The organism is Streptomyces triticagri (assembly GCF_003429565.1).
Taxonomy (GTDB): domain Bacteria; phylum Actinomycetota; class Actinomycetes; order Streptomycetales; family Streptomycetaceae; genus Streptomyces; species Streptomyces triticagri.
Genome location: NZ_QUAK01000149.1, coordinates 118510 through 144853 on the forward strand (window position 1 = coordinate 118510; position 26344 = coordinate 144853).

General features: G+C 70.6%; 22 protein-coding genes. 9 read left to right on the forward strand and 13 right to left on the reverse strand.

The genetic code is table 11. From position 1 onward, the window contains the following. Positions 1 to 20 precede the first annotated feature (20 nt). Entirely contained in the window at positions 21 to 791 is a 771-nt protein-coding gene (locus tag DY218_RS24870; RefSeq protein ID WP_128558373.1) for a L,D-transpeptidase family protein, read from the forward strand. Positions 792 to 848: 57 nt separating this feature from the next. Here DY218_RS24870 and DY218_RS24875 read toward each other — a convergent pair whose 3' ends face one another. The 3 genes from DY218_RS24875 to DY218_RS24885 all read right to left on the reverse strand — a co-directional run bounded on the left by DY218_RS24875 (position 849) and on the right by DY218_RS24885 (position 6017). Continuing rightward, positions 849 to 2294 carry a Gfo/Idh/MocA family protein gene (locus DY218_RS24875; protein ID WP_128558374.1) on the reverse strand — a complete coding sequence of 482 codons (1446 nt, stop codon included), beginning with the start codon at positions 2292 to 2294 and terminating at the stop codon, positions 849 to 851. Positions 2295 to 2512: 218 nt separating this feature from the next. Next, the gene (locus tag DY218_RS24880) at positions 2513 to 5461 is read right to left on the reverse strand and encodes an FAD-binding and (Fe-S)-binding domain-containing protein (protein ID WP_128558375.1); all 2949 of its coding nucleotides are present in this window, start codon (positions 5459 to 5461) and stop codon (positions 2513 to 2515) included. Between the two features lie 115 nt (positions 5462 to 5576). Next, a complete protein-coding gene (locus DY218_RS24885) occupies positions 5577 to 6017 on the reverse strand; it encodes a MarR family winged helix-turn-helix transcriptional regulator (protein ID WP_128558376.1) in 441 nt (146 codons plus the stop codon). A gap of 95 nt (positions 6018 to 6112) precedes the next feature. Here DY218_RS24885 and DY218_RS24890 point away from each other — a divergent pair, with 95 nt between their 5' ends. Next, the gene (locus tag DY218_RS24890; protein WP_128558377.1) at positions 6113 to 7966 is read left to right on the forward strand and encodes an ABC transporter ATP-binding protein; all 1854 of its coding nucleotides are present in this window, start codon (positions 6113 to 6115) and stop codon (positions 7964 to 7966) included. A gap of 148 nt (positions 7967 to 8114) precedes the next feature. Further along, positions 8115 to 8957, forward strand: coding sequence for an endolytic transglycosylase MltG (mltG, locus tag DY218_RS24895; protein ID WP_128558378.1), 843 nt, complete (start codon positions 8115 to 8117; stop codon positions 8955 to 8957). Positions 8958 to 8975: 18 nt separating this feature from the next. Here the strand turns inward: mltG and DY218_RS24900 are convergent, their stop codons facing one another. The 6 genes from DY218_RS24900 to DY218_RS35905 all read right to left on the reverse strand — a co-directional run bounded on the left by DY218_RS24900 (position 8976) and on the right by DY218_RS35905 (position 14587). Continuing rightward, positions 8976 to 10091: an NAD(P)-binding domain-containing protein gene (locus tag DY218_RS24900; RefSeq protein ID WP_233521892.1), complete on the reverse strand. Its 1116-nt coding sequence runs from the start codon at positions 10089 to 10091 to the stop codon at positions 8976 to 8978. Between the two features lie 116 nt (positions 10092 to 10207). Further along, a complete protein-coding gene (locus DY218_RS24905) occupies positions 10208 to 11416 on the reverse strand; it encodes an LLM class flavin-dependent oxidoreductase (RefSeq protein WP_128558379.1) in 1209 nt (402 codons plus the stop codon). A 2-nt stretch (positions 11417 to 11418) separates the two neighbouring features. Beyond that, positions 11419 to 12462, reverse strand: coding sequence for an ABC transporter substrate-binding protein (locus DY218_RS24910; RefSeq protein WP_128558380.1), 1044 nt, complete (start codon positions 12460 to 12462; stop codon positions 11419 to 11421). Between the two features lie 92 nt (positions 12463 to 12554). Beyond that, positions 12555 to 13325 carry an ABC transporter ATP-binding protein gene (locus DY218_RS24915; protein ID WP_128558381.1) on the reverse strand — a complete coding sequence of 257 codons (771 nt, stop codon included), beginning with the start codon at positions 13323 to 13325 and terminating at the stop codon, positions 12555 to 12557. Beyond that, entirely contained in the window at positions 13298 to 14224 is a 927-nt protein-coding gene (locus DY218_RS24920) for an ABC transporter permease (protein ID WP_128558382.1), read from the reverse strand. Before DY218_RS24920 ends, DY218_RS24915 begins: the two co-directional genes overlap by 28 nt. A 279-nt stretch (positions 14225 to 14503) precedes the next feature. Then, positions 14504 to 14587 carry a putative leader peptide gene (locus tag DY218_RS35905; protein WP_351276907.1) on the reverse strand — a complete coding sequence of 28 codons (84 nt, stop codon included), beginning with the start codon at positions 14585 to 14587 and terminating at the stop codon, positions 14504 to 14506. Positions 14588 to 14689: 102 nt separating this feature from the next. Between DY218_RS35905 and DY218_RS24925 the strand changes: the two genes are divergently transcribed. Then, positions 14690 to 15115, forward strand: a complete 426-nt coding sequence (locus DY218_RS24925; RefSeq protein ID WP_128558383.1) for a secondary thiamine-phosphate synthase enzyme YjbQ — start codon at positions 14690 to 14692, stop codon at positions 15113 to 15115. Positions 15116 to 15150: 35 nt separating this feature from the next. Here the strand turns inward: DY218_RS24925 and DY218_RS24930 are convergent, their stop codons facing one another. After that, positions 15151 to 15987: a PIG-L family deacetylase gene (locus DY218_RS24930; RefSeq protein ID WP_128558384.1), complete on the reverse strand. Its 837-nt coding sequence runs from the start codon at positions 15985 to 15987 to the stop codon at positions 15151 to 15153. A gap of 107 nt (positions 15988 to 16094) precedes the next feature. Next, complete coding sequence (locus tag DY218_RS24935) at positions 16095 to 17690, reverse strand: long-chain-fatty-acid--CoA ligase (protein WP_128558385.1); 1596 nt, start codon at positions 17688 to 17690, stop codon at positions 16095 to 16097. 237 nt (positions 17691 to 17927) lie between these two features. Between DY218_RS24935 and DY218_RS24940 the strand changes: the two genes are divergently transcribed. Further along, complete coding sequence (locus DY218_RS24940; protein WP_128558386.1) at positions 17928 to 19100, forward strand: TetR/AcrR family transcriptional regulator; 1173 nt, start codon at positions 17928 to 17930, stop codon at positions 19098 to 19100. Positions 19101 to 19130: 30 nt separating this feature from the next. On the opposite strand, the gene DY218_RS24945 is transcribed toward DY218_RS24940, so the two are convergent. After that, entirely contained in the window at positions 19131 to 20339 is a 1209-nt protein-coding gene (locus DY218_RS24945; protein ID WP_128558387.1) for an oxygenase MpaB family protein, read from the reverse strand. Positions 20340 to 20545: 206 nt separating this feature from the next. Between DY218_RS24945 and DY218_RS24950 the strand changes: the two genes are divergently transcribed. From DY218_RS24950 to DY218_RS24960, 3 genes are all read left to right on the forward strand, one after another. Next, positions 20546 to 22168, forward strand: a complete 1623-nt coding sequence (locus DY218_RS24950) for a succinic semialdehyde dehydrogenase (RefSeq protein ID WP_128558388.1) — start codon at positions 20546 to 20548, stop codon at positions 22166 to 22168. Between the two features lie 75 nt (positions 22169 to 22243). After that, positions 22244 to 23407: an acyl-CoA dehydrogenase family protein gene (locus tag DY218_RS24955; protein WP_128558389.1), complete on the forward strand. Its 1164-nt coding sequence runs from the start codon at positions 22244 to 22246 to the stop codon at positions 23405 to 23407. A 177-nt stretch (positions 23408 to 23584) separates the two neighbouring features. Continuing rightward, positions 23585 to 24061 carry a DedA family protein gene (locus DY218_RS24960; protein WP_128558390.1) on the forward strand — a complete coding sequence of 159 codons (477 nt, stop codon included), beginning with the start codon at positions 23585 to 23587 and terminating at the stop codon, positions 24059 to 24061. Between the two features lie 32 nt (positions 24062 to 24093). Here the strand turns inward: DY218_RS24960 and DY218_RS24965 are convergent, their stop codons facing one another. Further along, positions 24094 to 24975, reverse strand: coding sequence for a LysR family transcriptional regulator (locus tag DY218_RS24965; protein WP_128558391.1), 882 nt, complete (start codon positions 24973 to 24975; stop codon positions 24094 to 24096). 81 nt (positions 24976 to 25056) lie between these two features. Here DY218_RS24965 and DY218_RS24970 point away from each other — a divergent pair, with 81 nt between their 5' ends. Then, on the forward strand, positions 25057 to 26301 hold the full coding sequence (locus tag DY218_RS24970) for an MFS transporter (RefSeq protein WP_128558392.1): 1245 nt from the start codon (positions 25057 to 25059) through the stop codon (positions 26299 to 26301). The last annotated feature ends 43 nt before the right edge of the window (positions 26302 to 26344 follow it).

Genomic DNA, 26344 nt, shown 5'->3' on the forward strand with positions numbered 1-26344 from the left:
CGGGTGCGACGATGGGGCCCATGCGCATATCCGCCTCGGCCGCCCGACGGACCTGGACCGCGACCGCCGGCACACTCGCCTGCCTGCTCGCCCTGACGTCCTGCGGGGGATCGTCGGACGGCGCGAAGGACTCCGCCGCACAGGACGGCGGCTCGACCCAGTCGCGCTCGCCGACTGCGAGCCCCAGTACGAAACTCCAGCGCATCCCCGGCGTCGGCGACCGGCTGCAGGACCGCATCCCCGATTCGGCCCGCCAGGTCGTCGCGGTGTACGGCGAGGGACCGGATTCGGCGAAGTCCACCGTCGTCCTGTATTCCAAGCACGGCAAGACCTGGGACCGAGACCGCTCCTGGCAGGGCCACAACGGCAAGAAGGGCTGGAGCACCGACCACCGCGAGGGCGACAAGCGCAGCCCGGTGGGTGTCTACACCCTCACGGACGCCGGGGGAGTGCTCGCCGACCCCGACCGTGCGCCCGACGCCGGCCTCCCCTACACCCAGTCCGGCGCGTTCGCCGCACCGCGCTACTGGCCCAAGACGCACTGGCACGACTTCGACCTGGTCATCGCCATCGACTACAACCGCGTCAAGGGCACCCCGCCCAACGACCCGACGCGGCCGCAGGGCCAGTCCAAGGGCGGCTCCATCTGGCTGCACATGGACCACGGCAGCGGGACCTCGGGGTGTGTGAGCCTGTCGCGCTCGGCCATGGAGCATCTGCTGCGCACCCTCGATCCGGCGCAGAAGCCGGTCGTGGTCATGGGCGACAAGGCTCAACTGGCCCGCTCCTGAACGACGGTGGGCCCGGCCGAAGCACAGCGGCCGGACCCACGGCGTTCAGCGGACCGCTCAGCCCTCCGGCTTCTCCGAGTCCATCCCCGGCCGCTCCTTCTTCCACAGACCACGGGTGAAGTCGGGAATCTCCTGCGGGGCGCCCTTCGCCTTGATCGAGGCATGGCTCAACGGCACCGGCGCGGTCCAGGTCGCCGCGTCGTACACGTCGAAGTCAGGGACGAGGCCCAGCTGCATGGTCTGCATCAGACGGAAGATCATGATGTAGTCCATGCCGCCGTGACCGCCCGGCGGGTCGGAGTGCTCCTTCCACAGCCAGTGGTCCCACTCCGCGTAGTCGCCGAAGTCCTTCCACTCGTCGTCGGTGTGCTCCGGCTCGAGATAGATCCGCTCGGGATAGTCCTCGAAGACGCCCTTGGTGCCGCCGAGGCTGTTGATACGGCTGTACGGATGCGGAGTCGACACATCGTGCTCGAGACGGATGACCCGCCCCTTGGCCGTCTGGACCAGGCTGATCGTCCGGTCACTGCCGATATAGGTCTCCTTCCAACTCGGGTCGCCCGACGGCATGTTCGCCTTGCGGTACTCGGCGAGACCGAGCGCCGGGGTGCCGAAGCTGGAGATGTGGGTGACGCGGTCGCCCCTGTTCACATCCATGTAGTTGGCCACGGGCCCGAAGCCGTGGTTCGGGTAGAGATCGCCGCGCAGCCGGGTGTGCCACAGCCGCCGCCACGGGCCCTCGTAGTACTCCGGATCGAACATCAGGCCGCGCAGATCGTGGTTGTACGCACCTGCCCCGTGCAGCAGTTCGCCGAAGAGGCCCGCGTGCGCCATCCGCAGCACGCGCATCTCGTTCTTGCCGTAGGCGCAGTTCTCCAGCTGCATGCAGTGCCTGCGGGTGCGCTCCGAGAGGTCCACGAGCGCCCACAGCTCGCGCAGTTCCATCGCGATCGGACACTCCACGCCGACATGCTTGCCGCTCAGCATCGCCGCCTTGGCCATCGGGAAGTGGAGTTCCCACGGGGTGGCGACGTACACGAAGTCGACGTCCTGGCGTTCCAGGAGCTTCTCGTAGTCGTGCTCGCCCTTGGTGTACGTGGCCGGAGCGGGCTGGCCCGCGTCGGTGACCTTCTTCGCGGCCGCGGCCGTCTTGTCCTTGACCGGGTCGCAGAGGGCGACGACCCGTACGCCCGGTATCGCGAGGAAGAGATCGATCATGCTGCCGCCGCGGTTGCCCAGGCCGATGATCCCGACCCGGACGGTGGCGCGCCCCTCGAAGGGCACGCCGATCATGGTCTCGCCCTGTCTCTTCGGCGCTGCGGCCGCTGCCGACGCCGCGGCAGGCTCTCCGGGCGCGGCCTGTGCCGTGCCGCCGGCGAAGGCGCCGAGTCCCAGTCCCGCACCGGCGATTCCGGCCGTGCGCAGCACGGAACGGCGGGAGAATCCGTCGGTTTCGTCGGGCTGCGGTGTCGCGTTCTCGTGGTGCTCCGGACCGTCGTGCATCGGACCTCCGTCGTTTGCGGGATGGTGCCACTGCGGTGGCTACCTTGGCCGCGCGACGGACGGTGCGCAAGAGGCTTGAGGGGACCGGTAGTTGGAGTTTTTTGCAAGGGTGCGCATGTACCGAGCAGTGAACGAGCATCAGATACGCGGTTATGCGCAGATGCATGCAGCGAGGGGCCCTGCGCGAACAAGCGCCGGGCCCCTCGTACGACAGTCGGTCAGCGGCTCACTGGCCGCTGTCCGGGGCGTGTCGCCCGCTCCAGCTCGAAGAGGACGGAGCGGTAACTCCGCCCTGTCGCATGGTCCATGCCGATCTCGCACATGCGATTGGCCGAGACATAGGTGTCGTACGGACGCGAGCGCACCTCGGCGGCCTCACCCGCCGTCGCCGACTGAGTCAGCTCCTTGTGCAGCAGGCCGCGGTCGCCGGCGAACCCGCAGCATTCCGCGTCGTCCGGCACCACCACCTCCTCGGCACACGCCTCCGCGACGGCGACCAGCTGCGCCTCGTCGCCCAGATGACGCATCGAGCACGTGGGGTGCACCACCGCGGAGCCCAGCTTCCGCAGCACCGTGAGATGCGGCAGGAGTTCGTCCGCGGCCCACACCAGGGAGTCGACGATCTCGAGCTCGGCGTGCAACTCCCTGTTCTCGTCGGTCAGATAGGGGACCACCTCGTGGGCGATGCCAAGGGTGCAGGACGAGGCGTCCACCACCAGCGGCAGCTTGCCGCCGGCCGTCCATCCCCAGGCGGCCTCGACGATGCGGTTCGCCATCACCCTGTTGCCCTCGGCGTAACCCTTGGAGTGCCAGATGGTGGAACAGCAGGTGCCCGCCACGTCTCCCGGGATCCACACCGGCTTTCCGGCCCGTGCCGACACCGCCACCATCGCCTGGGACAGCGAAGGGCCGCGCCTGCCCTCGGACTTGCCGAAGATCCGGTTCACACACGCCGGGTAGTACACCGCCTTCGCCCCGACCCGTGACGTACTGGGCATACGACGGGGCGCGGCGCCGGGGATCTCGGGCAGCCACTCCGGCACCAGATCCGGCCGGACCGCCTTGCGGGCGGCGCGGGTCACGGAGCCGAGCAGCCGGTCACTGATCCGGTCCGCGGCGGCCACCGCAAGGCGGGCGGAGGCCTCCACGATCCGGAAGTTCTTCGCCGTCAGGGCGGCGATGCGCTCCTCTCGCGAGGAGTGCCGCTCGTGCCGGAAGTCCTTCATCATCGCGCCGGTGTCGATGCCCACGGGACAGGCCAGCTTGCACGTCGAGTCGCCGGCGCAGGTGTCGATCGCGTCGTAGCCGTACGAATCGAGCAGTTCGCCCTCGACCGGGGAGCTGCTCGGCTGGCGCATCATCTCGCGGCGCAGCACGATCCGTTGGCGCGGCGAGGTGGTCAAGTCGTGGCTGGGGCAGGTCGGTTCGCAGAAGCCGCACTCGATGCAGGGATCGGCGATCTGCTCGACCTTCGGGATCGTCTTGAGGCCGCGCAGATGGGCGCGGGGGTCGCGGTCCAGGACGATGCGCGGTGCGAGCACGCCGTCCGGATCGATGATCTGCTTGATGCGCCACATCAGTTCGGTGGCGCGCGGGCCCCATTCGAGCTCGAGGAACGGCGCGATGTTCCGTCCCGTCGCATGCTCGGCCTTCAGGGATCCGTCGAAGCGCTCGACGGTCAGCGCGCAGAACTCGTCCATGAACGCGGCATAGCGGTCCACGTCGGACGGCTTGCCCGCGTCGAAGGCGAGCAGGAAGTGCAGGTTCCCATGGGCCGCGTGGCCGGCGACCGCCGCGTCGAAGCCGTGCCTCTCCTGCAGTTCGAGCAGTGCGGCGCAGGCGTCGGCGAGCCGCGAGGGCGGGACCGCGAAGTCCTCCGTGATCAGCGTCGTGCCCGAGGGACGGGAGCCGCCGACGGCCGTCACGAAGGCCTTGCGCGCCTTCCAGTACCCGGCGATCGTCCCGGCGTCCCGGGTGAACTCATTGGTCACCGACGGCACCGGTGCCACCAGGTCCAGGGTCTCGAGGACCCGTGCGGCAGCCTCCTCGTTCGCCTCGCGCGCCTCGTCGTCCGGCGCACGGAACTCGACCAGGAGCGCCGTCGTGTTCCTGGGCAGCTCCGCCCAGTCGGCCGGGACGCCCTGCACGCTCACCGAGGCCCGCAGGGTGTTGCCGTCCATCAACTCCACGGCGAGCGCGCCCGCTTCGTTGAACTTCGGCACGGCGGCCGCCGCGGCCGTCAGCGAGGGGAAGAAGAGCAGGGCAGTCGACAGCTTCCGGTCGAGCGGCAGCGTGTCGAAGACGACCTCGGCGATGAAGCCGAAGGTGCCCTCGGACCCCACCATCAGACCGCGCAGGATCTCCACCGGGGTGGATCCGTCGAGGAAGGCGTCGAGGCGGTAGCCGTTGGTGTTCTTGATCTCGTACTTGGCGCGGATGCGCTTGACAAGATCCGCGTCCGCCTCGATCTCCCGCTTGACGGCGAGCAGCCCTTCGCAGAGCGCGGGCTCGGCGTGCGCGAGACGCTCGTCGGCGTCCGGCTCCGCGGTGTCGACGACCGTGCCGGACGGCAGTACGAAGGTCAGCGAGGAGAGGGTGCGGTACGAGTTGCGGGTGGTGCCGGCGGTCATGCCCGAGGCGTTGTTCGCCACCACGCCGCCCAGGGTGCAGGCGATCGCGCTGGCCGGGTCGGGGCCGAGCACCCGGCCGTGCCGGGACAGGGTGGTGTTGGCCCGTACGACCGTGGTGCCGGGGCCGATCCGTGCCTGCTCGCCGTCGCCGAGCACCTCGATGCCGGCCCAGTGCTTGCGCACGTCGACCAGGATGTCCTCGCCCTGCGCCTGGCCGTTCAGCGAGGTGCCGGCCGCGCGGAAGACGACCTCGCGGCCCCTTCCGTGGGCGTACGAGAGGACGGCGGAGACGTCGTCGATGTCCTCGGCGACCACCACGACCTGCGGCAGGAAGCGGTAGGGGCTGGCGTCCGAGGCGTACTTGACCAGGTCGGAGATCTTGGTGAGCACCTTGTCCGCGCCGAGCAGGGCCACCAGGTCGCCGCGCAGCGGCTCGGGCGTGCCGTGCGCCTGCCGGTCCGGCACCCGGTCGGGTGACGGTCCCGCCTCGCGCGCGGTGGGGCGCAGGGCGTCCGGGTCGGGCTCCAGCAGAGGCATGGACACACTCCTCAGGTCGTCGGCGTCGCTCCGGCGATGATCTCCGATCCGGCGCCGCGGGCTTCGGGCGGGGTGGCGAGTCCCTGCCTCGCAGGCCGGGTCCCTGCCTCGCAGGTCAGGCCGGCCGACGGTCACCGTCTATGAGGGCCGACAGCAGGCCGCCGAGCTCGCCGCGCTGGTCGGCGGTCAATGGAGCCAGGATGTCCTCTGCGGCGGCCCGGCGCGCGTTGCGCAGGGCGCGCAGTACTTCGCGGCCCCTTTCGGTCAGCTCGATGCGGATCACCCTGCGATTGTCCGGATCCGGCACGCGCCGCACGGCGCCGCTCGCCTCCAGGCCGTCGATCAGTGTGGTCACCGCGCGCGGGACCACCTCGAGACGCTGCGCGATGTCCGCCATCCGCGGCGGTGCGTCGAAGTGCGTGAGCGTGCGCAGTAGCCGGGCCTGCGCCGGGGTGATGCCCACCGGCTCCAGGTGGCGCTTCTGGATGCGGTGCAGCCGACGGGTGAGGCGCAGCAGTTGCTCGGCGAGAAGTCCGTCGCCGTCGGGGGTCGTCATGCCGCGGAGCCTATCAGGACTCTGCTCATTGTGCATATAGGTAACAGTGAGCTATGCTCTCGAAGTCCCTGGCGTCCCACCCTCCGTAGGAGCCCATGCAAAGCCCCGAACTGCACCCAGAATCCAGCCCTTGGAAAGCGGCCGACTCCAGGCCGCCCGACTCCAGGCCGCTCGACCCCCGGCCACCCGATCCGGAGCAGCCCCGACAGCTGAGGCGCATCGTCCGGTTGTTCCGCCCGTACCGCGGCCGCCTCGCCCTCGTCGGGCTGCTCGTGGGCGCCGCGTCCCTGGTCTCCGTGGCCACGCCGTTCCTGCTCAAGGAGATCCTCGACACCGCGATCCCACAGGGGCGTACGGGCCTGCTCGGTCTGCTCGCCCTCGGCATGATCGCCGGTGCCGTGCTCAGCAGCGTCTTCGGTGTCCTGCAGACCCTGATCTCCACCACGGTCGGCCAGCGCGTCATGCACGATCTGCGCACCGCGGTCTACAGCCGCCTGCAGTCCATGTCGCTCGCCTTCTACACCCGCACCAGAACGGGCGAGGTCCAGTCCCGTATAGCCAACGACATCGGCGGCATGCAGGCGACGGTCACCACCACCGCGACCTCCCTGGTGTCCAATCTGACCAGCGTGGTGGCGACGGTGATCGCCATGCTCGCCCTCGACTGGCGGCTGACCGCCGTCTCCCTCCTGCTGCTGCCGCTCTTCGTCTGGATCAGCCGCCGGGTCGGCCGCGAGCGCCGGAGGATCGCCACGCAGCGCCAGAAGCAGATGGCGGCCATGGCCGCCACCGTCACCGAATCGCTCTCCGTGAGCGGCATCCTGCTCGGCCGCACCATGGGCAGGTCCGACTCCCTGACCCGCTCGTTCGCCACCGAGTCGGAGCGCCTGATCGACCTGGAGGTCCGGTCCAACATGGCGGGCCGCTGGCGCATGTCCGTCATCGGCATCGTGATGGCCGCGATGCCCGCGGTCATCTACTGGGCGGCCGGCGTCGCCCTGCACCTCGGCGGTCCGGCGATCTCGCTCGGCACTCTGGTGGCCTTCGTGTCGCTGCAGCAGGGCCTGTTCCGGCCCACCGTCAGCCTGCTCTCCACGGGCGTCCAGATCCAGACCTCGCTCGCCCTCTTCCAGCGCATCTTCGAGTACCTCGACCTGCCGGTCGACATCACCGAGCCGGACCACCCCCGCCGCCTGACCGCACCGCGCGGAGAGATCCGCTTCAAGGACGTCGAGTTCCGCTACGACGCGGCCGGTGCACCGGTCCTCGCGGGCATCGACCTCACCGTCCCGGCCGGCGGCAGCCTCGCAGTGGTCGGCGCCACCGGCTCCGGCAAGTCCACCCTCAGCCACCTCGTCCCCAGGCTGTACGACGTCACGGCCGGCAGCGTCACCCTGGACGGGGTGGACGTGCGCGACCTCGACTTCGACTCCCTGGCCCGGGCGATCGGCGTCGTCTCTCAGGAGACCTACCTCTTCCACGCCTCGGTCGCCGAGAACCTCCGCTTCGCCAAGCCGGACGCCACCGACGAGGAGCTGTACACGGCCGCCCGAGCCGCCCAGATCCACGACCACATCGCGGCGCTCCCCGAGGGCTACGACACCGTGGTCGGCGAGCGCGGCCACCGCTTCTCCGGAGGCGAGAAGCAGCGCCTCGCGATAGCCCGCACCATCCTCCGGGACCCGGCCGTACTCGTTCTGGACGAAGCGACCAGCGCGCTCGACACCCGCACCGAGCACGCCGTGCAGCAGGCCCTCGACTCCCTCGCGGCGAGCCGCACCACGATCACCATCGCGCACCGCCTCTCCACGGTCCGCTCGGCCGACGAGATCGTCGTCCTGGACGCGGGGCGCATCGTCGAGCGCGGCACGCACGCATCCCTGATGGCGGTCGACGGCAGGTACGCCGCGCTGGTCCACCGGGATGCCCAGCTGGAGCCCGCTGGATGAAAATATGCCTGCTGATCCGGATGTGCCGGATATAGCCGCTACGTCGGGTTAGCGTGCCCGCATGCTGCCGCGCCCTCCCGGGATCACACCCGGACCCAGGCCGAGCTCCGGCCGCCCGGGTCGGGCGCACGACATCGCGAGGTGAAATGTGCTGAACGACAGTCCCGGCCGGGGCAAGATCCGGCTGACCCGCCGAGGTCGCGGGGCACTCCTGCTGACCGGCGCTCTGGTCGCAGGGGCGGCCGTCGCCGTTCCGTTCCTGCTGCTCGACGACTCCTCGGAGCGGCCCGAGGCCCTCGTGGTCCCCGAGGGCTGGCGTACTGCCCAGGTGTACGAGGCGGTCGACAAGGCTCTGGGCAAGCCTGAGGGCACCACGAAGAAGGCCGCCGCCAAGGCGAAGCTGAAGCTTCCGAAGGAGGCCGGGGGCAATCCCGAGGGCTATCTCTTCCCGGCCACGTATCCCCTCGGGGAGAAGTCCACGCCCGAGTCGCTGCTCTCCTACATGGTCGCCACGGCCGGCAAGAAGTTCGGGGCGTCTCCCATCGCCGCGGGCGCCGAGCAGAACTCGGTCTCCGTCTACCAGACCGTGACCATCGCGAGCATCGCGCAGGCCGAGGCGGAGACACCCAAGGAGATGGGAAAGGTCGCCCGGGTCGTCCTCAACCGGCTGAGTCAGGGCATGCCCCTGCAGATGGACTCCACGGTCAACTACGCGCTCAACCGCACCACGTTGAACACCAAGGCCGCCGACACCAGGGTCGAGAGCCCGTACAACACCTACGCCCGCATGGGCCTGCCGCCCACCCCCATCGCGAACCCGGGTGACGAGGCGATGCGGGCCGCGACCAGCCCGCCGCAGGGCGACTGGCTGTACTTCGTCACGGTCAAGAAGGGCGACACCCGCTTCACCTCGGACTTCGAGGAACACCAGCGCAACGTGGACGAGTTCAACCGCAATCAGAAGCAGCAGGGCAAGAACGCATCGTCCTGACGCACACCTCCCGGCCGGTCAGCCCACCAGGGCGGGCCGGCCGGCGAGCAGCTGCCGGATCTCGCGGACCGCGGCGCGGCCCGCCCGGTTCGCCCCGATGGTGCTGGCGGACGGCCCGTACCCCACCAGATGCACCCGGCGATCCCGTACGGCACGGGTGTTCTCGACGCGGATGCCGCCGCCGGGCTCGCGCAGCCGCAGCGGCGCGAGATGCGCCACCGAGGCGCGGAAGCCGGTGGCCCAGAGGATGACGTCCGCGTCGATCCGCCGCCCGTCGTCCCAGGCCACACCGTCGGGGGTGATCCGGTCGAACATCGGCAGCCTGTTCAGTACGCCGTCCTCGCGTCCGCGCCGCACCGCCTCGGTGACCGGCAATCCCGTCACCGACACCACACTCTGCGGCGGCAGTCCGCGCCGTACCCGTTCGTCGACCAGGGCCACCGCGGCCCGGCCGTCACTTTCGTCGAACGGCCCCTCCCGGAAGGCCGGTTCGCGCCGTGTCACCCAGGTCGTCTCTGCGGCGTACGGCGCGATCTCGAGCAGATGCTGGACGCCGGAGGTGCCCCCGCCCACCACGACGACCCGCTGACCGGCGAACTCCTCCGGCCCCGGGTACTGAGCCGTGTGCAACTGCCGTCCGCGGAAGGTCTCCTGGCCCGGATGGCGCGGCCAGAACGGACGGTCCCAGGTCCCGGTGGCGCTGATCACGGCGCGTGCCGACCAGTCACCCGCCGAGGTCTCCACCGTCAGGCGCCCGCCCGCGCCCTCGCGCACCGCCCGTACGTCCACGGGGCGCCGTACCCGCAGATCGAAGGTCTCCTCGTACCGGGTGAAGTACTCACCGATGACCTCGGAGGACGGACGCTCCGGATCCGCACCGGTCAGCTCCATGCCCGGCAGTGCGTGCATCCCGTGCACCTTCGCGTACGTCAGGGTCGGCCAGCGGAACTGCCAGGCGCCGCCCGGTGCGGGCGCATGGTCCAGCACCACGAAGTCCCGGCCGGGCTCGAAACCCGACCGGCGCAGGTGGTAGGCGGCAGAGAGCCCGGCCTGTCCCGCGCCGATCACGACCACGTCGGTCGTGCGTGGGCCGCCGGAGAGCGGGCGTGCGTCTGGTGTCCCGATATAGTTCACGCTTCTACTAACCGGGGTGTGGTGAGCATTCTTCCCGCCAGGTGAGTCCGCCTTGGGCGATCGGTGACCGGGTCGGGAGGGACCGGCCCGGGCGCGCACCCGGACCGGTCACCCACTCACCGCCCGCCGGCCACCAGCAGCGGCGCACCGCCCGGAGCGGACGCCGGACGGCCGTTGGACGCCGGCACCCCGGTCAGCGGAGAGGCCGGGAGCCGAGGCAGCAGACCGCGCGCCCCAAGCTCCGGGACGACCCCCTCGCCGAACCAGTACGCCTCCTCCAGATGCGGGTAGCCGGACAGCACGAAGTGGTCCACGCCGAGCGCGTGATACTCCTCGATCCGGTCCGCCACCTCGGCGTGGCTGCCGACCAGGGCCGTGCCCGCCCCGCCGCGCACCAGGCCCACGCCCGCCCACAGATTCGGCGAGATCTCCAGGTCGTCCCGGGAGCCCCCGTGCAGGGCCAGCATGCGCTGCTGGCCCACCGACTCGCTGCGGCGCAGCGCCTGCTGCGCGGCCGCCACGGTCTCCGGGTCGAGGTCGTCAAGGAGCCGGTTCGCCGTCGCCCAGGCGTCCTTCGACGAGTCCCGCGAGGTGGAGTGCAGGCGGATGCCGAAGCGCACCGTCCGCCCCTCGGCCTCCGCGAGCCCCCGGATCCAGTCGATCTTCTGCTTCACCTGCTCCGGCGGCTCGCCCCAGGTCAGATACACGTCCGAGTGCCGGGCCGCGACCGGCCCCGCGGCCGCCGACGAACCGCCGAAGAAGATCTCCGGGCGGGGCTCGGGCGGCAGCGCGGTCAGACCGCCCTCCACCTGGTAGTGCTCGCCGTCGAAGTCGTACGGCTTGCCCTCCCACACGCCACGGACCACCGACAGGAACTCGTCCGTCCGTGCATACCGGCGGTCGTGGTCCAGATGGTCGCCGAACCGCCGCTGCTCGGTGGAGTCCCCGCCGGTGACCACGTTCAGAAGCAGCCGCCCGCGGGTGATGCGCTGATACGTCGACGCCATCTGCGCCGCCAGGACCGGGGAGATCACCCCGGGCCGGAACGCGACCAGAAACTTCAGCCGTTCGGTGTGCTGGGCGAGTGCCACCGTGGTCAGCCAGGCGTCCTCGCACCAGGTGCCGGTCGGGGTGAGTACGGCCTCGAAGCCCAACTGTTCGGCGGCCTTGGCTATTTGCGCCAGATACTCGATGTCCGGAGCCCGAACGCCGCTCACCGGGGTGATCTTGGAACGCTTGATACCGCCGTCGGTGTAGGCGTGCCGGTCGACCAGGGTGCGGCCGTCACCGCCGGTGGGCAGGAACCAGTGCAGATGAACGGACATGATCAGGACTCCTTGTAGCTGCGGGGCTCGGTGGAGGACGGCGGCAGGTCGCCGTTGAAGCGGGTGTCTACGAAATCGCCGAACTTCACGCGCCGCGGGATGAGTTTCAGGTCCGCGAAGACATCGACGATCTCCTGCTCGGAATCGATCACGTCCTGGTCGACCGCGACGGGCACCCGGGTGCCGGTGGTCCGCTTCACCGCGTCGAGCGCCACTTCGTAGGGCAGCTTGGTCTCCTTCGCCCAGACCTTCGCCCACTCCTCGGGGTGCTTGAAGGACCAGTCCTGCGCCCGCTGGAGCCGTTTCAGATAGTCGGCGATCACCTTCGACTTCTTCTTGTCGGCGAGCGCGCCGGGTGCGGCGACATTGAAGGCCAGGCCGTTGACGATGCCGTCGCCGTCGGTCAGCACCCGCCCCTGCTTGGCGTGCAGGGCCTGCGAGGTGTACGGGTCCCATACGGCCCAGGCGTCCACCTTGCCGCCGGTGAACGCGGCCAGCGCATCGGCCGGCTGCAGGTACTTCACCTGGATGTCGTCCAGGGACAGCTTGTTCTTACGGAGCTGGGCGACCAACTGGTAGTGCGCGGAGCTGCCTTGGGCCACCGCGATGGACTTGCCCTTGAGCTGGCTCACCTTGCGCAGCGAGGAGTCCTTCGGCACCAGGATGGCGTCTCCGGCGGCCGCGCCGTGGGTGGCGCTCACCACGGTGATCTTGGATCCGGCGCCGGCGGCGAAGACCGGGGGAGTGTTGCCGACCGCGCCGATGTCGACGGCCTTGGCGTTGACGGCTTCGAGCAGGGGCGGTCCCGAGGTGAAGGTGGACCACTTGATCTTGTAGTCCAGATCGTCGAGTTCACCGGCGGCCCGCAGGACAGCTTCCGAACCGCCTTTCTGGTCACCGACGTTGAGGGTCACCGACCCTTTGCCGTCGGTGCCGCTGTCCCCGAGGCCCGAGCCGTCGGAGTTCGCGGACGACGCACCGCCGCAGGCGGCGAGGAGCAGGGACAGCGGCAGGAGCAGGGCGGGGAGTATGCGGCGTGGTCGCATCCGGGGTCCGTTCATCGATTGGTGCAAGGGGATGGTGGGTGTGGGGTCGGGTGTGCGGAGGGGGTCGGGCGCCGTGTGGGGCTCGCGGCGGCTCAGGCGGCCTGGGGCGCCGTTGCCTCCACCCCGAGACGGTCGAGGAGTTCGGCGCGCAGTTCGCCGAATCGGGGGTCGGCGATGTCCCGCGGGCGGTCGAGCGCGACCGGTGCCTCGTGGGCGATGACCCCGTCGTCCATGACCAGGACGCGGTCGGCGAGCAGAATGGCCTCCTCCACGTCGTGCGTGACCAGGAGCACGGCGCACCCGCGGCGCTGCCACAACTCGGCGACAAGCCGCTGGGCCTTGATCCGGGTGAGGGCGTCGAGCGCGCCGAACGGCTCGTCGAGCAGCAGCAGATCGGGCTCGCGCACCAGCGCGCGGGCGAGCGAGGCGCGCTGTGCCTCGCCTCCGGAAAGCGTCTTGGGCCAGGCCTCGGAGCGATGCGCCAGACCCACCTCCTCCAGGGCGGCCTCCGCGCGGGAACGCGGCGGGCGGCCCGGAAGCCCGAGCAGCACATTGCGCCAGACCTTCTTCCACGGCATCAGACGCGGCGCCTGGAACGCGGTGGCCCGCCTGCGCGGCACCAGGACCGAACCGTCGATCTCCCGGTCGAGCCCCGCGAGGATCTTCAGAAGGGTCGACTTCCCGCAGCCGCTGCGACCGAGCAGGGCCACGAACTCGCCCGGACGCACGGTGAGTTCGAGATCGTCGATCACCCTGCGTCCGCCGAACGAACGAGTCAGCCCCTGTACGCGTACGGCGGCCGGCGCACCGCTCTGCACGGGCGCGTCCTGGTCGGTCACTGTCCGGTGAACGTCGGTCGCCATCGCAGCAACAGCCTTTCGAGAGTACGGACGACGAAGTCGGCGGCCAGGCCGAGGAAGGCGTAGACGATCAGGCAGACCACGATCACGTCGGTCCGCAGGAAGTCACGTGCCTGCACCATCAGGAAGCCGAGACCGGAGTCGGCGTTCACCTGCTCGGCGAAGACCAGCGCCAGCCAGGCGATGCCGAGCGAGAACCTGAGGCCCGTCATCGCGCCGGGCAGCGCGCCGGGCAGGACCACATGGCGGACGAGGCCCCGGCGTGAGAGTCCGAGTGACTGGCCGGCCTCGATCAGCTGGGCGTCCACGTTGCGGATACCGGCGTAGACGTTCAGATAGAGCGGGAAGGAGACACCGAGGGTGATGATGGCGATCTTCGGTGCCTCGCCGATGCCGAACCAGATGATGAACAGCGGGATCAGGCCGACGAACGGCACGGTCCGCAGCATCTGAACACTCGCGTCGACCAGGTCCTCACCGATCCGGAAGAGCCCGGACACCAGGGCGAGCGAGGTGCCGACGACCACGCCGAACAGCAGGCCGAGTGCCACGCGTTGCAGCGACACCCCCATCGCCGAGGTGAGCGAACCGTCCGATACGAGGTCGCCGGCCACCGTCGCGATGGTGCCGGGCGAGGCGAGCACATCGGGACTCAACGTCCCGGTGGCGCTGAGCACTTGCCACAGGGCGAGGAGGAGCAGCGGGCCCGAGGTGCGTCGTATCCAGCGCGGTGTCCGAGTGCCGCGGGCCTTGGTGGAGACGAGCCGCTCGAGCTCGGGCGCGGCCGAGCCGCGATCGCCCACTGCTGGGTCCGCGGCTGAACTCTCCGCCGCAACCGGCGACTTGGCGAGGCCCGCGGTCGGCGGATCCGGTGTGTCCGGGGGAGCATGACTGATGCTCATGACGGCTCCAGGGAAGGGGAGTTGGGAGCGCGCGCAGGCTGCGCGGCCGCCCGGCCGAGGGTGTGGAGCGACCGGGTGGTGCGGGAAACGGGTGGTGTGGTGCGGGATACGGGTGGTTCGGAGTACCTGAAGCCGACGTCACGACCTCGTAAGGGTGCGGAACACCGCGCCTGCGTGCGGCCGGCCGGCCGTGTCCCTGTGCGTCCGGGGCACGATCACGCCGGTGACGGCACCGGGAAGGGCAGCGTTACGAGGTGCGCGAAAGCGCGAGAGGGGACGTCAGCAGCCGCGGCGACAGGCGGCGGAGGCCACCCGCAGCAGGTCGATGTGACCGCGCGTGGTGAGCATGGCTGAACGCAACATGCCGCTGAACGTAGCGAGACAGCCTGCCCACGGTCAACGGCGTCTCGCCACGCGGACGCCATGACCGGCTCCTGGGACACCGGGTGCACCAGCATGGGGACCATGCCCGATCCCTTCACCACCCGCCTGCTGTCCGTGACGACCGGCTCACGGGAGAGCGTCACCGACCTCACCCACGGCTGCGAGTCGTTCCTCGCCGAGGTGGCGCACGGCCGCGACGGCCTGCTCAATGTCTTCGTCCCGCACGCCACGGCCGGTATCGCCGTCCTCGAGACCGGCGCCGGCAGCGACGACGACCTGCTCGCCGCCCTGGACACCCTGCTACCGGCCGACGACCGCTGGCGGCACCGCCACGGCTCCCCGGGCCACGGCCGCGACCACGTCCTGCCGGCCTTCGTACCTCCGCACGCCACCCTGCCCGTCATCAACGGCACGCTGGAACTGGGCACGTGGCAATCGGTGTGCCTGGTCGACACGAACAGGGACAATCCGCGGCGGCAGGTGCGGCTCAGCTTCTACGGTGGGTGAGGCGGTGCGGCCCGGGTCCCGGGGGCGGTCGAGTCCTATCCGCGCAGGCCCGTGAAGAGGTTTGTCTCGGGGGTGGGGCTGCCGGTGGGGTCCTGGACGCGCAGGAAGGTCTCCGTGCCCATCAGTTCGGCGAAGCGTTCCTTGCCCATCTTGAGGAAGATGATGTTCTCGCCCTGGCTGGCGTGTGCGGCGAGGGAGTCGAACTTCTGGCCGCTGTAGGCGGTGGTGTCCACCCAGGTGGTGATCTCGTCGTCGGGGAGGCCGATCTCGGCCATTGCGGCCGCCTCGGCGGGATCAGGTTCGGGCATGTCCTCGCCGAGGTCCCGCATGATCTCACCGAACCGCTGCATCCCGGAGCGGGGCATCGTCGTCCAGTACACCTTCGGTGTCAGCGTGGTCATCGGCAGAGCTGCCATGGTGATGCGGTGGGCCTGGATGTGGTCGGGGTGGCCGTAGAAGCCGTTCTCGTCGTAGGTGACCACCACGTCGGGGCGGTAGTGGCGCATGAGGTCCGCGAGGCGGGCGGCGGCTTCCTCCACCGGGGTCTGCCAGAAGGAATCCGGGGCGTCGTTGCTCGGCCAGCCCGTCATCCCGGAGTCGGCGTAGTCCAGCATCTCCAGGTCGCCGACCTGCAGGATGTCGCAGCTCGCCTCGAGTTCCGCACGGCGCATCAGGGCGACGGCCGCCGGGTCGTGCCCGGGCTCTCCCGGTTTGACGCCTCCGGGGCCGTCGCCGCAGGCGCCGTCGGTACAGGTCACCAGGACCGTGCGGATGCCTTCGGCCGCATAGCGCGCGAGGATCCCGCCGGTGCCGGTGGCCTCGTCGTCGGGGTGGGCATGTACGGCCATGAGGGTCAGCGGGCGTTCGGTCATCGGGCAGTCCTCCTGCGGAAGCACGGCGGTCCGGGTGCGCGGGGACGCACCCTCCGGCTGGTGCAACCGTGGAGGCGTGACCGGCTGTTCCCGGTGCGGGGATCGGGTCAGCCGTGGTCCTGCTTCCGCAGCCGTGCCGCGTCCTGGGCACGGAGTGCGGTCTTGAGGATCTTGCCGCCCGCGTTGCGCGGGAGTTCGGCGGCCACCACGAGATCCTTGGGCCACTTGAAGGAGGCGAGTCTGCCGTCGAGGTACCCGGTCAGGTCGTGCAGGGACAGCTCGGTGCCGGGGGCGAGCGTGACATGCGCGACCGGTATCTGACCCCATCGGGAGTCCGGCCTGCCGATCACGGCGACCTCCCGTACGGCGGGATGCGCGGCGACCGCGTTCTCCAGCTCGGCGCAGTAGATGTTCTCGCCGCCGCTGATGATCATGTCCTTCTTGCGGTCCACCACCCAGATGAAGCCATCCTCGTCCCGTCTGACCAGGTCACCGGAGTGGAACCACCCTCCGTGGAAGGCCTCCGCGGTCGCCTCCGGCTTCTGCCAGTACCCCTGCATGAGGGTGGGACCGCGGTAGACGATCTCACCGACCTGGCCCACCGCGACATCGTTCATGTCCGGGTCGACAATGCGGTGCTGGATGCTGGGGATCGGACGGCCGACCGAGCCGAGTTTGCGCAGGGAGTCCTCGCCGCGGAGCACACAGGTGACCGGCGATGTCTCGGTCTGGCCGAACACGGCGACATTGAGTGCGTCCGGGAACTTCTCACTCATCGTCCGCAAGGTCGCATCGCTCGCGGGAGCCGCCCCCCAGCTGATGATCCGCAGCTTCAGGTCGCGCTTGTCGATGCCCGGCTGTGCGCAGATCAGATCCCACTGCTGCGGGACGTTGAACACGACGGTGGCGCCCTCGCGTTCGTACGCGTCGAGGACCGCCTGCGGGTCGAAGGCGCCGAGCGGATGGATCACGACCGTGCCGCCGACGACGATGTTCGCCACGATCGACCCCAGACCGGCGATGTGGAAGAACGGCGCGGTCAGGAAGCCGATGTCGGAGTCGTCGAACATCTCCATCGCGCGGATGCAGGTGAGTGCCTGTACCTGCATGTTGCGGTGGGACAGCATCACACCCTTCGGCCGGCCGGTGGTGCCCGAGGTGTACATGATCAGCGCGGTCGACTCCTCGCTGATGTCGGGCAGTTCCATGGGCTCGTACGCGGATAGGAACTCCTCGTACGCGAGAGGCGCGGCGCCTGAGGCGGTGGGGGCGTCGTCCGGTTCGCCGATCACCACGACTGTGCCGACAGCGGCGGCGGACGGCACGGACCGGAGCAGCGGCAGCAGTCGTGCGTCGACGACGATCGCCGAAGGCGTGCAATCGGTGAGGATGTAGTCGAGCTCGGGCGGCGCGAGCCGGAAGCTCAGCGGTACGGCCATGGCCCCCAGGCTGTTCGCCGCGAACACGCTCTCCACGAACCACGGATGGTTCAGCGTGAGCAGCGCCACCCGGTCGCCCGCGGCGACACCGCGGTCGGCGAACGCGGCCGCCAGCTGCAGCGACCGCCGTGACAGCTCGGCCCAGGTGGTGGTCCGCCCGAGGTGGCGCAGTGCAGGCTTGTCGGGGCGCATCATCGCGTGTGTGGCCGTCTGGGACATCCAGTGGTGCCGGAAGGACCAGGAGGGCGCCGTGTCGGTCGACATGGGGGACTCCGTAACCTGTCGGGTGGCCGGATCGGACGGTGGCTGCCGTGGCCTTGTGATTGTGCCGCTCAACGCCCTTGCTGCCTATGCGTCGTGCCGGATTTTGTTAACGGGAAATCACGTACGTGCGATCGTTCCGCCGCCGCCGGGGCCGCCCGCAGGAGTGGAGCTCCTGGCCGCTCGGGCGTGTGGTTCACTGAACGTCATGGCCCAGTCCCCGCATCCGTGCGTGCGTCCATGACCGCAGAGCCGATCACCGCCACCCGGCCCCGCAATCGCCGGCAGCTCATCGTCGAGGCGGCGGGCCGGCGCTTCAGCGAGCGCGGCTATCACGGGGCGTCCATGGAGGAGATCGCCGCGGCCGTCGGCATTTCCGCCGCGGCCCTGTACCGGCACTTCCCCAACAAGTACGCGCTGTTCGCCGAGTGCGCGCACAGCATGGTGGACCGCCTCGTCGCCGTGCTCGACGAGCTGCCGCCCGACGCCGCGCCCGCGGAGGTGTTCACGGCACTGGCCCGGGTCACCGTCGCCCACCGGGCGTCCGGGGGTGTGTACCGGTGGGAGGCCAGGTATCTCGACCGTACGGACCGGCGGCTGCTCGCAGGGAAGTTCGCGCGCGTCGTCCGGCGGGTCACCGAGGCCGTGCGCGAAGAAGAGGGTGAAGTCCCGCTGCCCGAGCTGCAGTTGAGGGTCGCGGCGGCCCTCGGTGCCATCGGGTCCATCACGATGCATCGCACCTCCGTCGCCAAGGGCCGGCTCGAGGGACTGCTGTCCGACTGCGCCCTGCGTGTCACCGCGACCGACCCGGAGCCGGCAGGGGCGCGCGGCAGGCCGGTCGAGCTGCCCCCGCTGCCGGTGCCGCGCTCGCGGCGCGCGGAGATCCTCAATGCGGCCGTCCCGCTCTTCGCCAGGGACGGCTTCGCCACCGTCACCAACGGCCAGATCGCGGAGGCGGTGGGGCTCACGCCGTCCGCGCTCTACCGCCACTACCCGGGCAAGGTCGACATCCTGGCGGCGGCCTGCCTCCAGGCGGCCGGTCTGCTGGCCGCCGCGGTCGACCGGAGCCTGCGGGATGTGATCGGCCCCCGGGACGCCGTGCGGGCCCTCGCCGCCACGTACGTGGCGTACAGCTTCGAGCACACCGCACTGACCAGCGTGGCCGAGGCCGAGTTCGCCGGCCTGCCGGCCGAGCTGCAGCGCCCGCTGATCGTGGCTCAGCGTGAGCACATCGCCGTCTGGGAGGAGCAGTTGAGGCAGGCCCGCCCCGAGCTCGACCCGCGCCGGGCCCGGGTCCTGGTGCACGCCGGGTTCGGTGTGGTGGTCGAGGCCGGGCGGAGCCTGCGCCGCCGGGGCGGCCCCGAACACCGCGGCGCCGTGACCGAGTTGGTCGTGGGCGCGCTGGGAGTCTGAGCCGGACCAGGCGGACGGCGGGCCGGTGGCTCAGGAGCTCGGCCTGTTCCCCGTCGGGATCACGATGGGAGTGGTCCGGCCCGAACTGCCGTTGTTCAGGAAGGCCATGGCCAGTGCGCGGACGAACTGGTCGAACAGGTAGAAGGCGCCGGGCATGACAGGGGTCAGCCCTTCGCGGAACCTGATGAACGCCGGCCACGCGGCCCGGATCAGCCCCGCCGACGCATGGTCCCGCTTCAGGCCGAGCCAATCGCCGATCTCGTCGCTCAGGACGTAGCGCACGAACTCGTTGAGGAATCCGCGGGTGACGCCCAGGTCGACCTGGGACGGCAGACCGAGCAGGTCCTCGGCCAGCGCGATGCCCTCGGTCGTGGGGGCGAGGATCGGCGTGAGCACCTGCTCCGACTGTGCCTCCGCGTCGGCCCACGACTTGGGGATGTACTCGTCGCGAACGCCCAGCAGATGGAGCGCCACCTGCCAGCTGTGCAGAAAGGCCTCCTGGTCCTCGGCGTCGAACGGCACCTGCCAGTCGAGCAGCTTCCGGCGCACATAGGTGCCGAGGCTGTGGAAGGTGACCAGGATGTCCGCATTGCTGATCGGGATGTCCTGGTCCGCGTCGCCCGCCCAGTGCGGCGACTGCGGCAGCAGATGACGTACGGCGGCATGCACCAGGCGCGTCTTGTTGGCCGTGACCACGAACTGGCCGGTCGGTTCGAAGCCGTCCAGCTCGGCCAGGTCGTAGCCGAAGGTGAACGTCTTGGCCGCGCGGTCCTTCATGTCGGCACCGCCCGCCGACCAGTAGACGCTTCTGGCCTCGCGCGGGATCACGGTGCTCATGATCCCGCTGCCGAGGCCGTAGAGCATGAAGAGGTAGGTGTCCTTGCGCCGGTTGAAGTCGGCGGCGCGCGCCAGTTTGGTCCGATCCGCCCAGGAGGGCAGCCTGTTCACCTTCTGCAGGTACGCCGACAGGGCGGTCGGCAGGCCGGTGGGCAGGGGGTCGTCGTTGTCGACCCAGGACTCCATCGCGCGGTTGACCGCGGGGATGTGGCCGCCCTCGATCAGGGAGACGAGCAGCTCGTCCACCTCGTCGTCCCACACGTACTCCGGATCGGTGCCCGTGCCGGTGCCGGCGAGCGAGCCGGCCGGCGGCCACGCCCATGCGGTGCCGGAGCCCGTCGCGCCCACGAGGCCCAGTGCGACCCCGAGCGAAAGCGCCCTTCTGCGGCTGAGATTGGTCATTGACTTCGCTGCCTTCCTGGTGTCGCGAATGCCTCAGCAGGCCTATTGATGAAGGGAGTTGGCGATGCCGGGCATGGATGAGTGCTTGTTCCAGGATGTGATTTCCGATTAACATAGCGAGGGGTGCTGCGGTCGACAAGAGTGTCGGCGAGGGCATCGCGCAGGCGTTCCGGTCGGAGTCTTTCCCGTACGAGCGAGGAGCCCGGATGACCACGGAGCAGGAGCACGCACCCGAGTCGCCCGACCGCGCGCAGGACCGGTCCCGACCCGGCTGGGTGACGGACGAGCTGATCGGGAAGTGGTGTGCGGGGGTGAGCTGCGATGCGTCGCGTGCCGCTGCCGTGCAGCCGGTGACGGCTCTCGCACCCTTCGATCTGACACCGATCCCGGCCGCCCCCGGATGCACCCCGGAGGATGTCACCGCGGCGGTGGCGGGCGCGCGATCGGCTCGGACACGGTGGGCGGCCACCTCGCTGCGGCGGCGCGGGGATGTCGTACTCGCCTTCCACGACCTGCTGTTGGAGCGGCAGGACCAGGTGCTCGACCTGATCCAGTGGGAGACCGGCAAGGCCCGCTATCACGCCTGGCAGGAGGTGGCCCAGGTCGCGGCCCTCGCCCGGCACTACGCGCGGCGCGCCCCGCACTACCTGGCCGACCGGCGGGTGCGCGGCATGGTGCCCGGCCTGACGAAGACCAGGGAAGTAAGGGTGCCCAAGGGCGTCGTCGGGGTGATCTCCCCGTGGAACTACCCGCTGTACCTGGGAGTCGGCGATGTACTTCCGGCACTCCTTGCCGGGAACGCGGTGGTGTCCGGAGCGGACCCGCAGACCGTGTTGACGCTGCTGTGGACGCGTGACCTGCTGATCGAGGCCGGGCTCGAGGGCGGCCTGTGGCGGATCGTGACCGGCCCCGGACCCGTGGTGGGCACCGCACTGGTCGATTCCGTCGACTACGTCTGCTTCACCGGATCGACCGCGACCGGCCGCACCGTCGCCGAGCGCGCGGCACGTCGCCTCGTCGGCGCCTCGCTCGAACTCGGTGGCAAGAACCCGCTGTTGGTACGGGAGGACGCCGACATCGCCGCGGCGGCGACCGGTACTGCGGCGGCCGCCTTCGCCAACGCCGGGCAGATGTGCATCCACATCGAGCGAGTCCTCGTGCACGAGAAGGTGTACGACGCCTTCCGCGAAGCGCTCGTCCGGGAGACGGAGAAGCTGCGCCTCGGCACGTCGTACGACTACACGCCGGACCTCGGCTCACTCACCTCGGCGGCCCGACTGGCCACGGTACGAGCACATGTGGACGATGCGGTGGCCCAGGGCGCGAAGGTCCTCACGGGCGGCCGCACCCGCCCGGACATCGGCCCGCTCTGCTACGAGCCGACCGTCCTCGAAGGGGTCACCGACCGGATGGCCGTGTGCCGCGACGAGACCTTCGGCCCCGTCGTCTCGCTCTACTCGTACGGCACGGACGACGAAGCGGTCGCCCTGGCCAATCAGGGCAGCTACGGCCTCTCGGCGTCGATCTGGTCCAAGGACACCCGGGAGGCCGCCCGGATGGCGCGGCGGATCCGGGCCGGGTCGGTCAACATCAACGACGGCGCCGCCGCGGCCGCCGGCAGCATCGAGGCCGGCATGGGCGGGATGGGGGACAGCGGGCTCGGCAGGCGGCACGGGGCCGAAGGCATCCGGAAGTACACCGAGACCCAGACGGTCGCGACCCAGCGGCTCATGCCGCTCGGGCCCGGATCCGGGCCGGGCGCGGTCGCCAAATTCGTCCGCCGCACCAATGGCCAGTTGGCCCTGTTGCGCCGGCTGCGGGTGCGCTGAGCGGCCGCGGCCCGCAGCCGACCGTACGCCGTTGCCTGCCGCGCGCCCGCGCGGCACTTCGAGATCGGAGCCCTGATGACGAGTGCGCTCTTCGCCCAGCGGACGCTGTACGGCGACGACCACGAACTGCTGCGCAAGACGGCCCGCGCCTTCGCCGACAAGCACGCCGCACCGCACGCCGAGCGATGGCGGGCCCAGGGCAGGGTCGATCGCTCGCTCTTCCGGGAGGCCGCCCGCGCCGGTGTCCTCGGCTTCAACATCCCCGAGGAATACGGCGGCGGCGGAAGCACCGACTTCCGCTTCAACGCGGTGATCGGCGAGGAGTTCGCCCGCCACCCCGCCGCGGACGGCCTCGCGTGTGTGGGTCTGTCCAACGACATCGTCGTGCCCTACTTCACCGGTCTGACCGACGACGACCAGAAGGCCCGCTGGCTGCCGGGCATAGCGGCCGGGGAACTCGTCGTGGCGGTCGCGATGACCGAGCCCGGCACCGGCAGCGACCTCGCCGGCATCGCCACCACCGCGGTCCGGGACGGCGACAGCTACCGTGTCGACGGCAGCAAGGTCTTCATCTCCAACGGGCAGAACGCCGATCTGATCGTCACCGCCGTACGCACCGGCGAGGACCGGCACGGCGGGATCAGCCTGCTGGTCGTGGAGGCCGACAGCCCGGGCTTCTCGCGCGGTCGGAATCTGGAGAAGGTCGGCCTGCACGCCCAGGACACCAGCGAGCTGTTCTTCGACGACGTCCGGGTGCCGGCCGCCCATCTGCTCGGTGCGGAGGGCTCCGGATTCAAGGCCCTGATGCACAACCTCGCCCAGGAGCGGATCTCGATCGCGGCCAACGCCGTCGCGTCCATCGAGGGCGTACTCGAGCGGACCGTGGAGTACGTCAAGGAGCGCAAGGCGTTCGGGCGGTCCGTCGGCTCCTTCCAGAACACCCGGTTCCAGCTGGCCGACATGGTCACCACCGCACGCGTGGGGCGGAGCCATCTCGACGACCTGCTGTCCCGGCACTCCCGCGGCGAACTGAGCGCCGTGGACGCCGCGGCGGCGAAGTTCTGGGCCACGGAGCACTATGTCGACATCGTCGGCCGCTGCCTGCAACTGCACGGTGCCTACGGCTACATGCGCGAGTTCCGCATCGCGCACGACTACCTCGACTCGCGGATCAGCACCATCTACGGCGGTACGACGGAGATCATGAAGGAGATCGTCGCGCGCGATCTCGGCCTCTGAGCTCACCGCTCCTCCGCCCGAGTCGTCCAGCTCGGGGCAGGGCCCGTTCCGGGAGCCGTGCGGAACGGCGGTAATCTGCATCCGGCCGGACATCCGGCGCCGTAGCCCCAGGCAGCGGGCGCGGGACCGGACCGGACGGATGCAGGTGAGGTATGGAGACGCTGAGGACGGGGAGCGGTGGATAAGGTCTGGCTCACGGCCGCCGGCCTCTACGTCATCGTGCTGCTGCGGGCAGGCGGGACCTTCGCCGTCGGATGGCTGACCGGAGCGGGCGCCCGGCGCAGCAGGTTCGCCGAGAAGTTCTCCGCCGAGCGGTTCCAGCGGGTGGAGCGGGCCATCCAGCGCTGGGGGGCGCCGGTGGTGGCGCTGTCCTTCCTGACCGTCGGCTTCCAGACCGCCGCGAACTTCCTCGCCGGGAGCATGCGGATGCCCGTGCGCCGCTACCTTCCCGCCCTCTTCGTCGGGGGCGCGGCCTGGGCGCTGGTGTACGCCACCGCGGGGATCGGGATCCTCGAAGGGCTCGGCAGGCTCTTCGCCGAGCACACGGCGCTCGGCGTGGCAGGCGTCGTGGCGATCGTGCTCGCGGTGGCCGGCGTGGTGGTGTACCGACGCCGGCGCACGGCCCGGACCCCGCAGGACACCGCGAACGACTGAGCCTCACCGACCGGCGGAGCGGGGGAGCGGAGTCAGCCGGACACCGAGTCCAGAAACGCCTTCGCCGCCGGTGAGCAGCGTGCGCCGTGCCAGACCAGGCGTTCCTCGCGGGTCGGGCCGTCGCGCAGCGGGACCGCGGCCAGACCCGGCAGCCGGGGCACGAGCCGGGACGGCAGCAGCGCGATACCGAGACCGCCCCGCACCAGGTCGGCCAGGAACTCGAGCCCCTTCGCCTCGAAGGCCACCTCGCGGTGCAGCCGTGCCGCCTGGAACGCCTCGTCCGTCTGCGCCCGCGCCGCGGCGCCCGCCGGAAAGTCCACGAACGCCTCGTCCACGAGCCGCTCCAGCGGGACGGGCCCGCGCGCCTGCTCGCCCGCCAAGGGATGGTCGGGCGACACGACGGCCACATGCCGGTCGGTCGCCAGGGTCCTGCTCCGCAGACCATGCGGTGCTGTCGGGAACGAGGGCGGGACGCCCAGGAATGCCAGATCGAGGCCTCCGTCGTGCACGGAACGCACCAGGGTTTCGCTCATCCCGTCCAGCAGACGCATCGTGACCTGCGGATACGCCGAGTGGTACGCACGCATCAGGCCCGGTACGTCGACCGCGGTCACCGTGGTGATCGCGCCGATCGCAAGGCGCCCGCGGATCTCGCCGGTCACCGCCGCCACCTCCGCCCGTGCCCGGTCGGCCGCCTCGAGCGCCTGCCGGGCGGCGGGCAGGAACGCCTCACCCGCCGCCGTGAGCGCCACCCGCCGGCTGGTGCGCTCGAAGAGCCGCGCACCGAGCTCCTTCTCCAGCTTGCCGATCTGGTGGCTGAGCGCGGACTGCACCACCAGACACCGCTCCGCGGCCCGGGTGAATCCGCCGGTCTCGGCGACGGCGACGACATAACGCAACTGCTGCAGCTCCATGCCACCCATCGTGATCCGCGATCGTAAGGATGACAAGGATGTGTTGGACTCATCGATCCAGGTGGAGACAGGCTGAGTGCCATGACACAGACGGGACTTGACCTCCGAACCGCCCCTGCCGCACCCGGCGCCCCCGAGACTCCCACCGGACCGCGCCGCGGACTGCTGCCGCTGATGGCCGTCGCCACCGGCCTGTCCTGCGCCGGCAACTACCTCGCCCAGCCGCTGCTCGACCTCATCTCCCGCGATCTGGGCCTCGGCAGCCTGCTCGCGGGCCTCGTCGTGACCGCTTCGCAGGCGGGATACGCACTCGGTCTGCTGCTGCTCGTGCCGCTCGGCGACGTCGTCGACCGGCGCCGCCTCGCGGTGGCACTCTTCGCCGCCACCTCCCTCTTCCTGACGGTGTCGGCACTGGCCCCGGGCGGCCCGCTGCTGCTCGCCGGCACCGTGCTCGCCGCCCTCACCTCCGTCGGCGCCCAGGTCGTCGTCGCCCACGCCGCCGCACTCGCCAGCGCCGAGACCCGGGGCCGGGCCGTCGCCACGGTGATGTCCGGCATACTTCTCGGTGGCCTGCTCGCCCGCACCGCCGCCGGCGGCCTCGCCGACCTGGGCGGCTGGCGCACCGCGTACTGGGTCCTCGCCGTGCTCATGGCGGCCGCGGCAGTCACCCTGCACCGGCGCCTGCCCCGGCTCCCGGTCACCGCCGATCTGCCGTACCCCGCACTGCTGCGCTCCACGCTGGCGCTGCTGCGCACCGAGCCCGTGCTGCGCCGTCGCACCGTGCTCGGCGCGCTCTCCTTCGCCTCGTACAGCGTCCAGCTCACCGCGCTCACGTTCTTGCTCGCCGGTTCGCCCTTCCACTGGTCCCCGTCCGCGATCGGCCTGTTCGGCCTGGTCGGTGCGGTGGGCGTGCTGAGCATGACGCTGGCCGCGCGGCTCGGCGACCGCGGCCACGTACGGAAGGTGACCGGTGGCGCCACCGTGCTGCTGCTGGCCGGCTGGCTGACCCTGCTCGCGGGGGAGCGTTCGCTGACCTGGCTGGTGGTCGGTGTCATCGCCCTCAACATCGGCCAGCAGGGCGTCCTCAACAGCAGCCAGACCGTGATCTACGCGCTGCGGCCCGAGGCCCGCAGCCGTATCAACGCGGCTTTCATGACCGCCATGTTCCTCGGCGGCGCCATCGGCTCGGCGGCCGCATCGGTCGTCTGGGCCGGCTCCGGCTGGCCGGGCGTCTGTGCTCTCGGGGCCACGCTCGCCTCCGCGACGCTCGCCGTGTGGGCGTGGACCCTCCTGCGCGGACGCTCCGACCGCCCGGCCGGCGCCTGATGTGTCAACACCACATGAAGATCAGCGGAGATCGGGCGGCGGA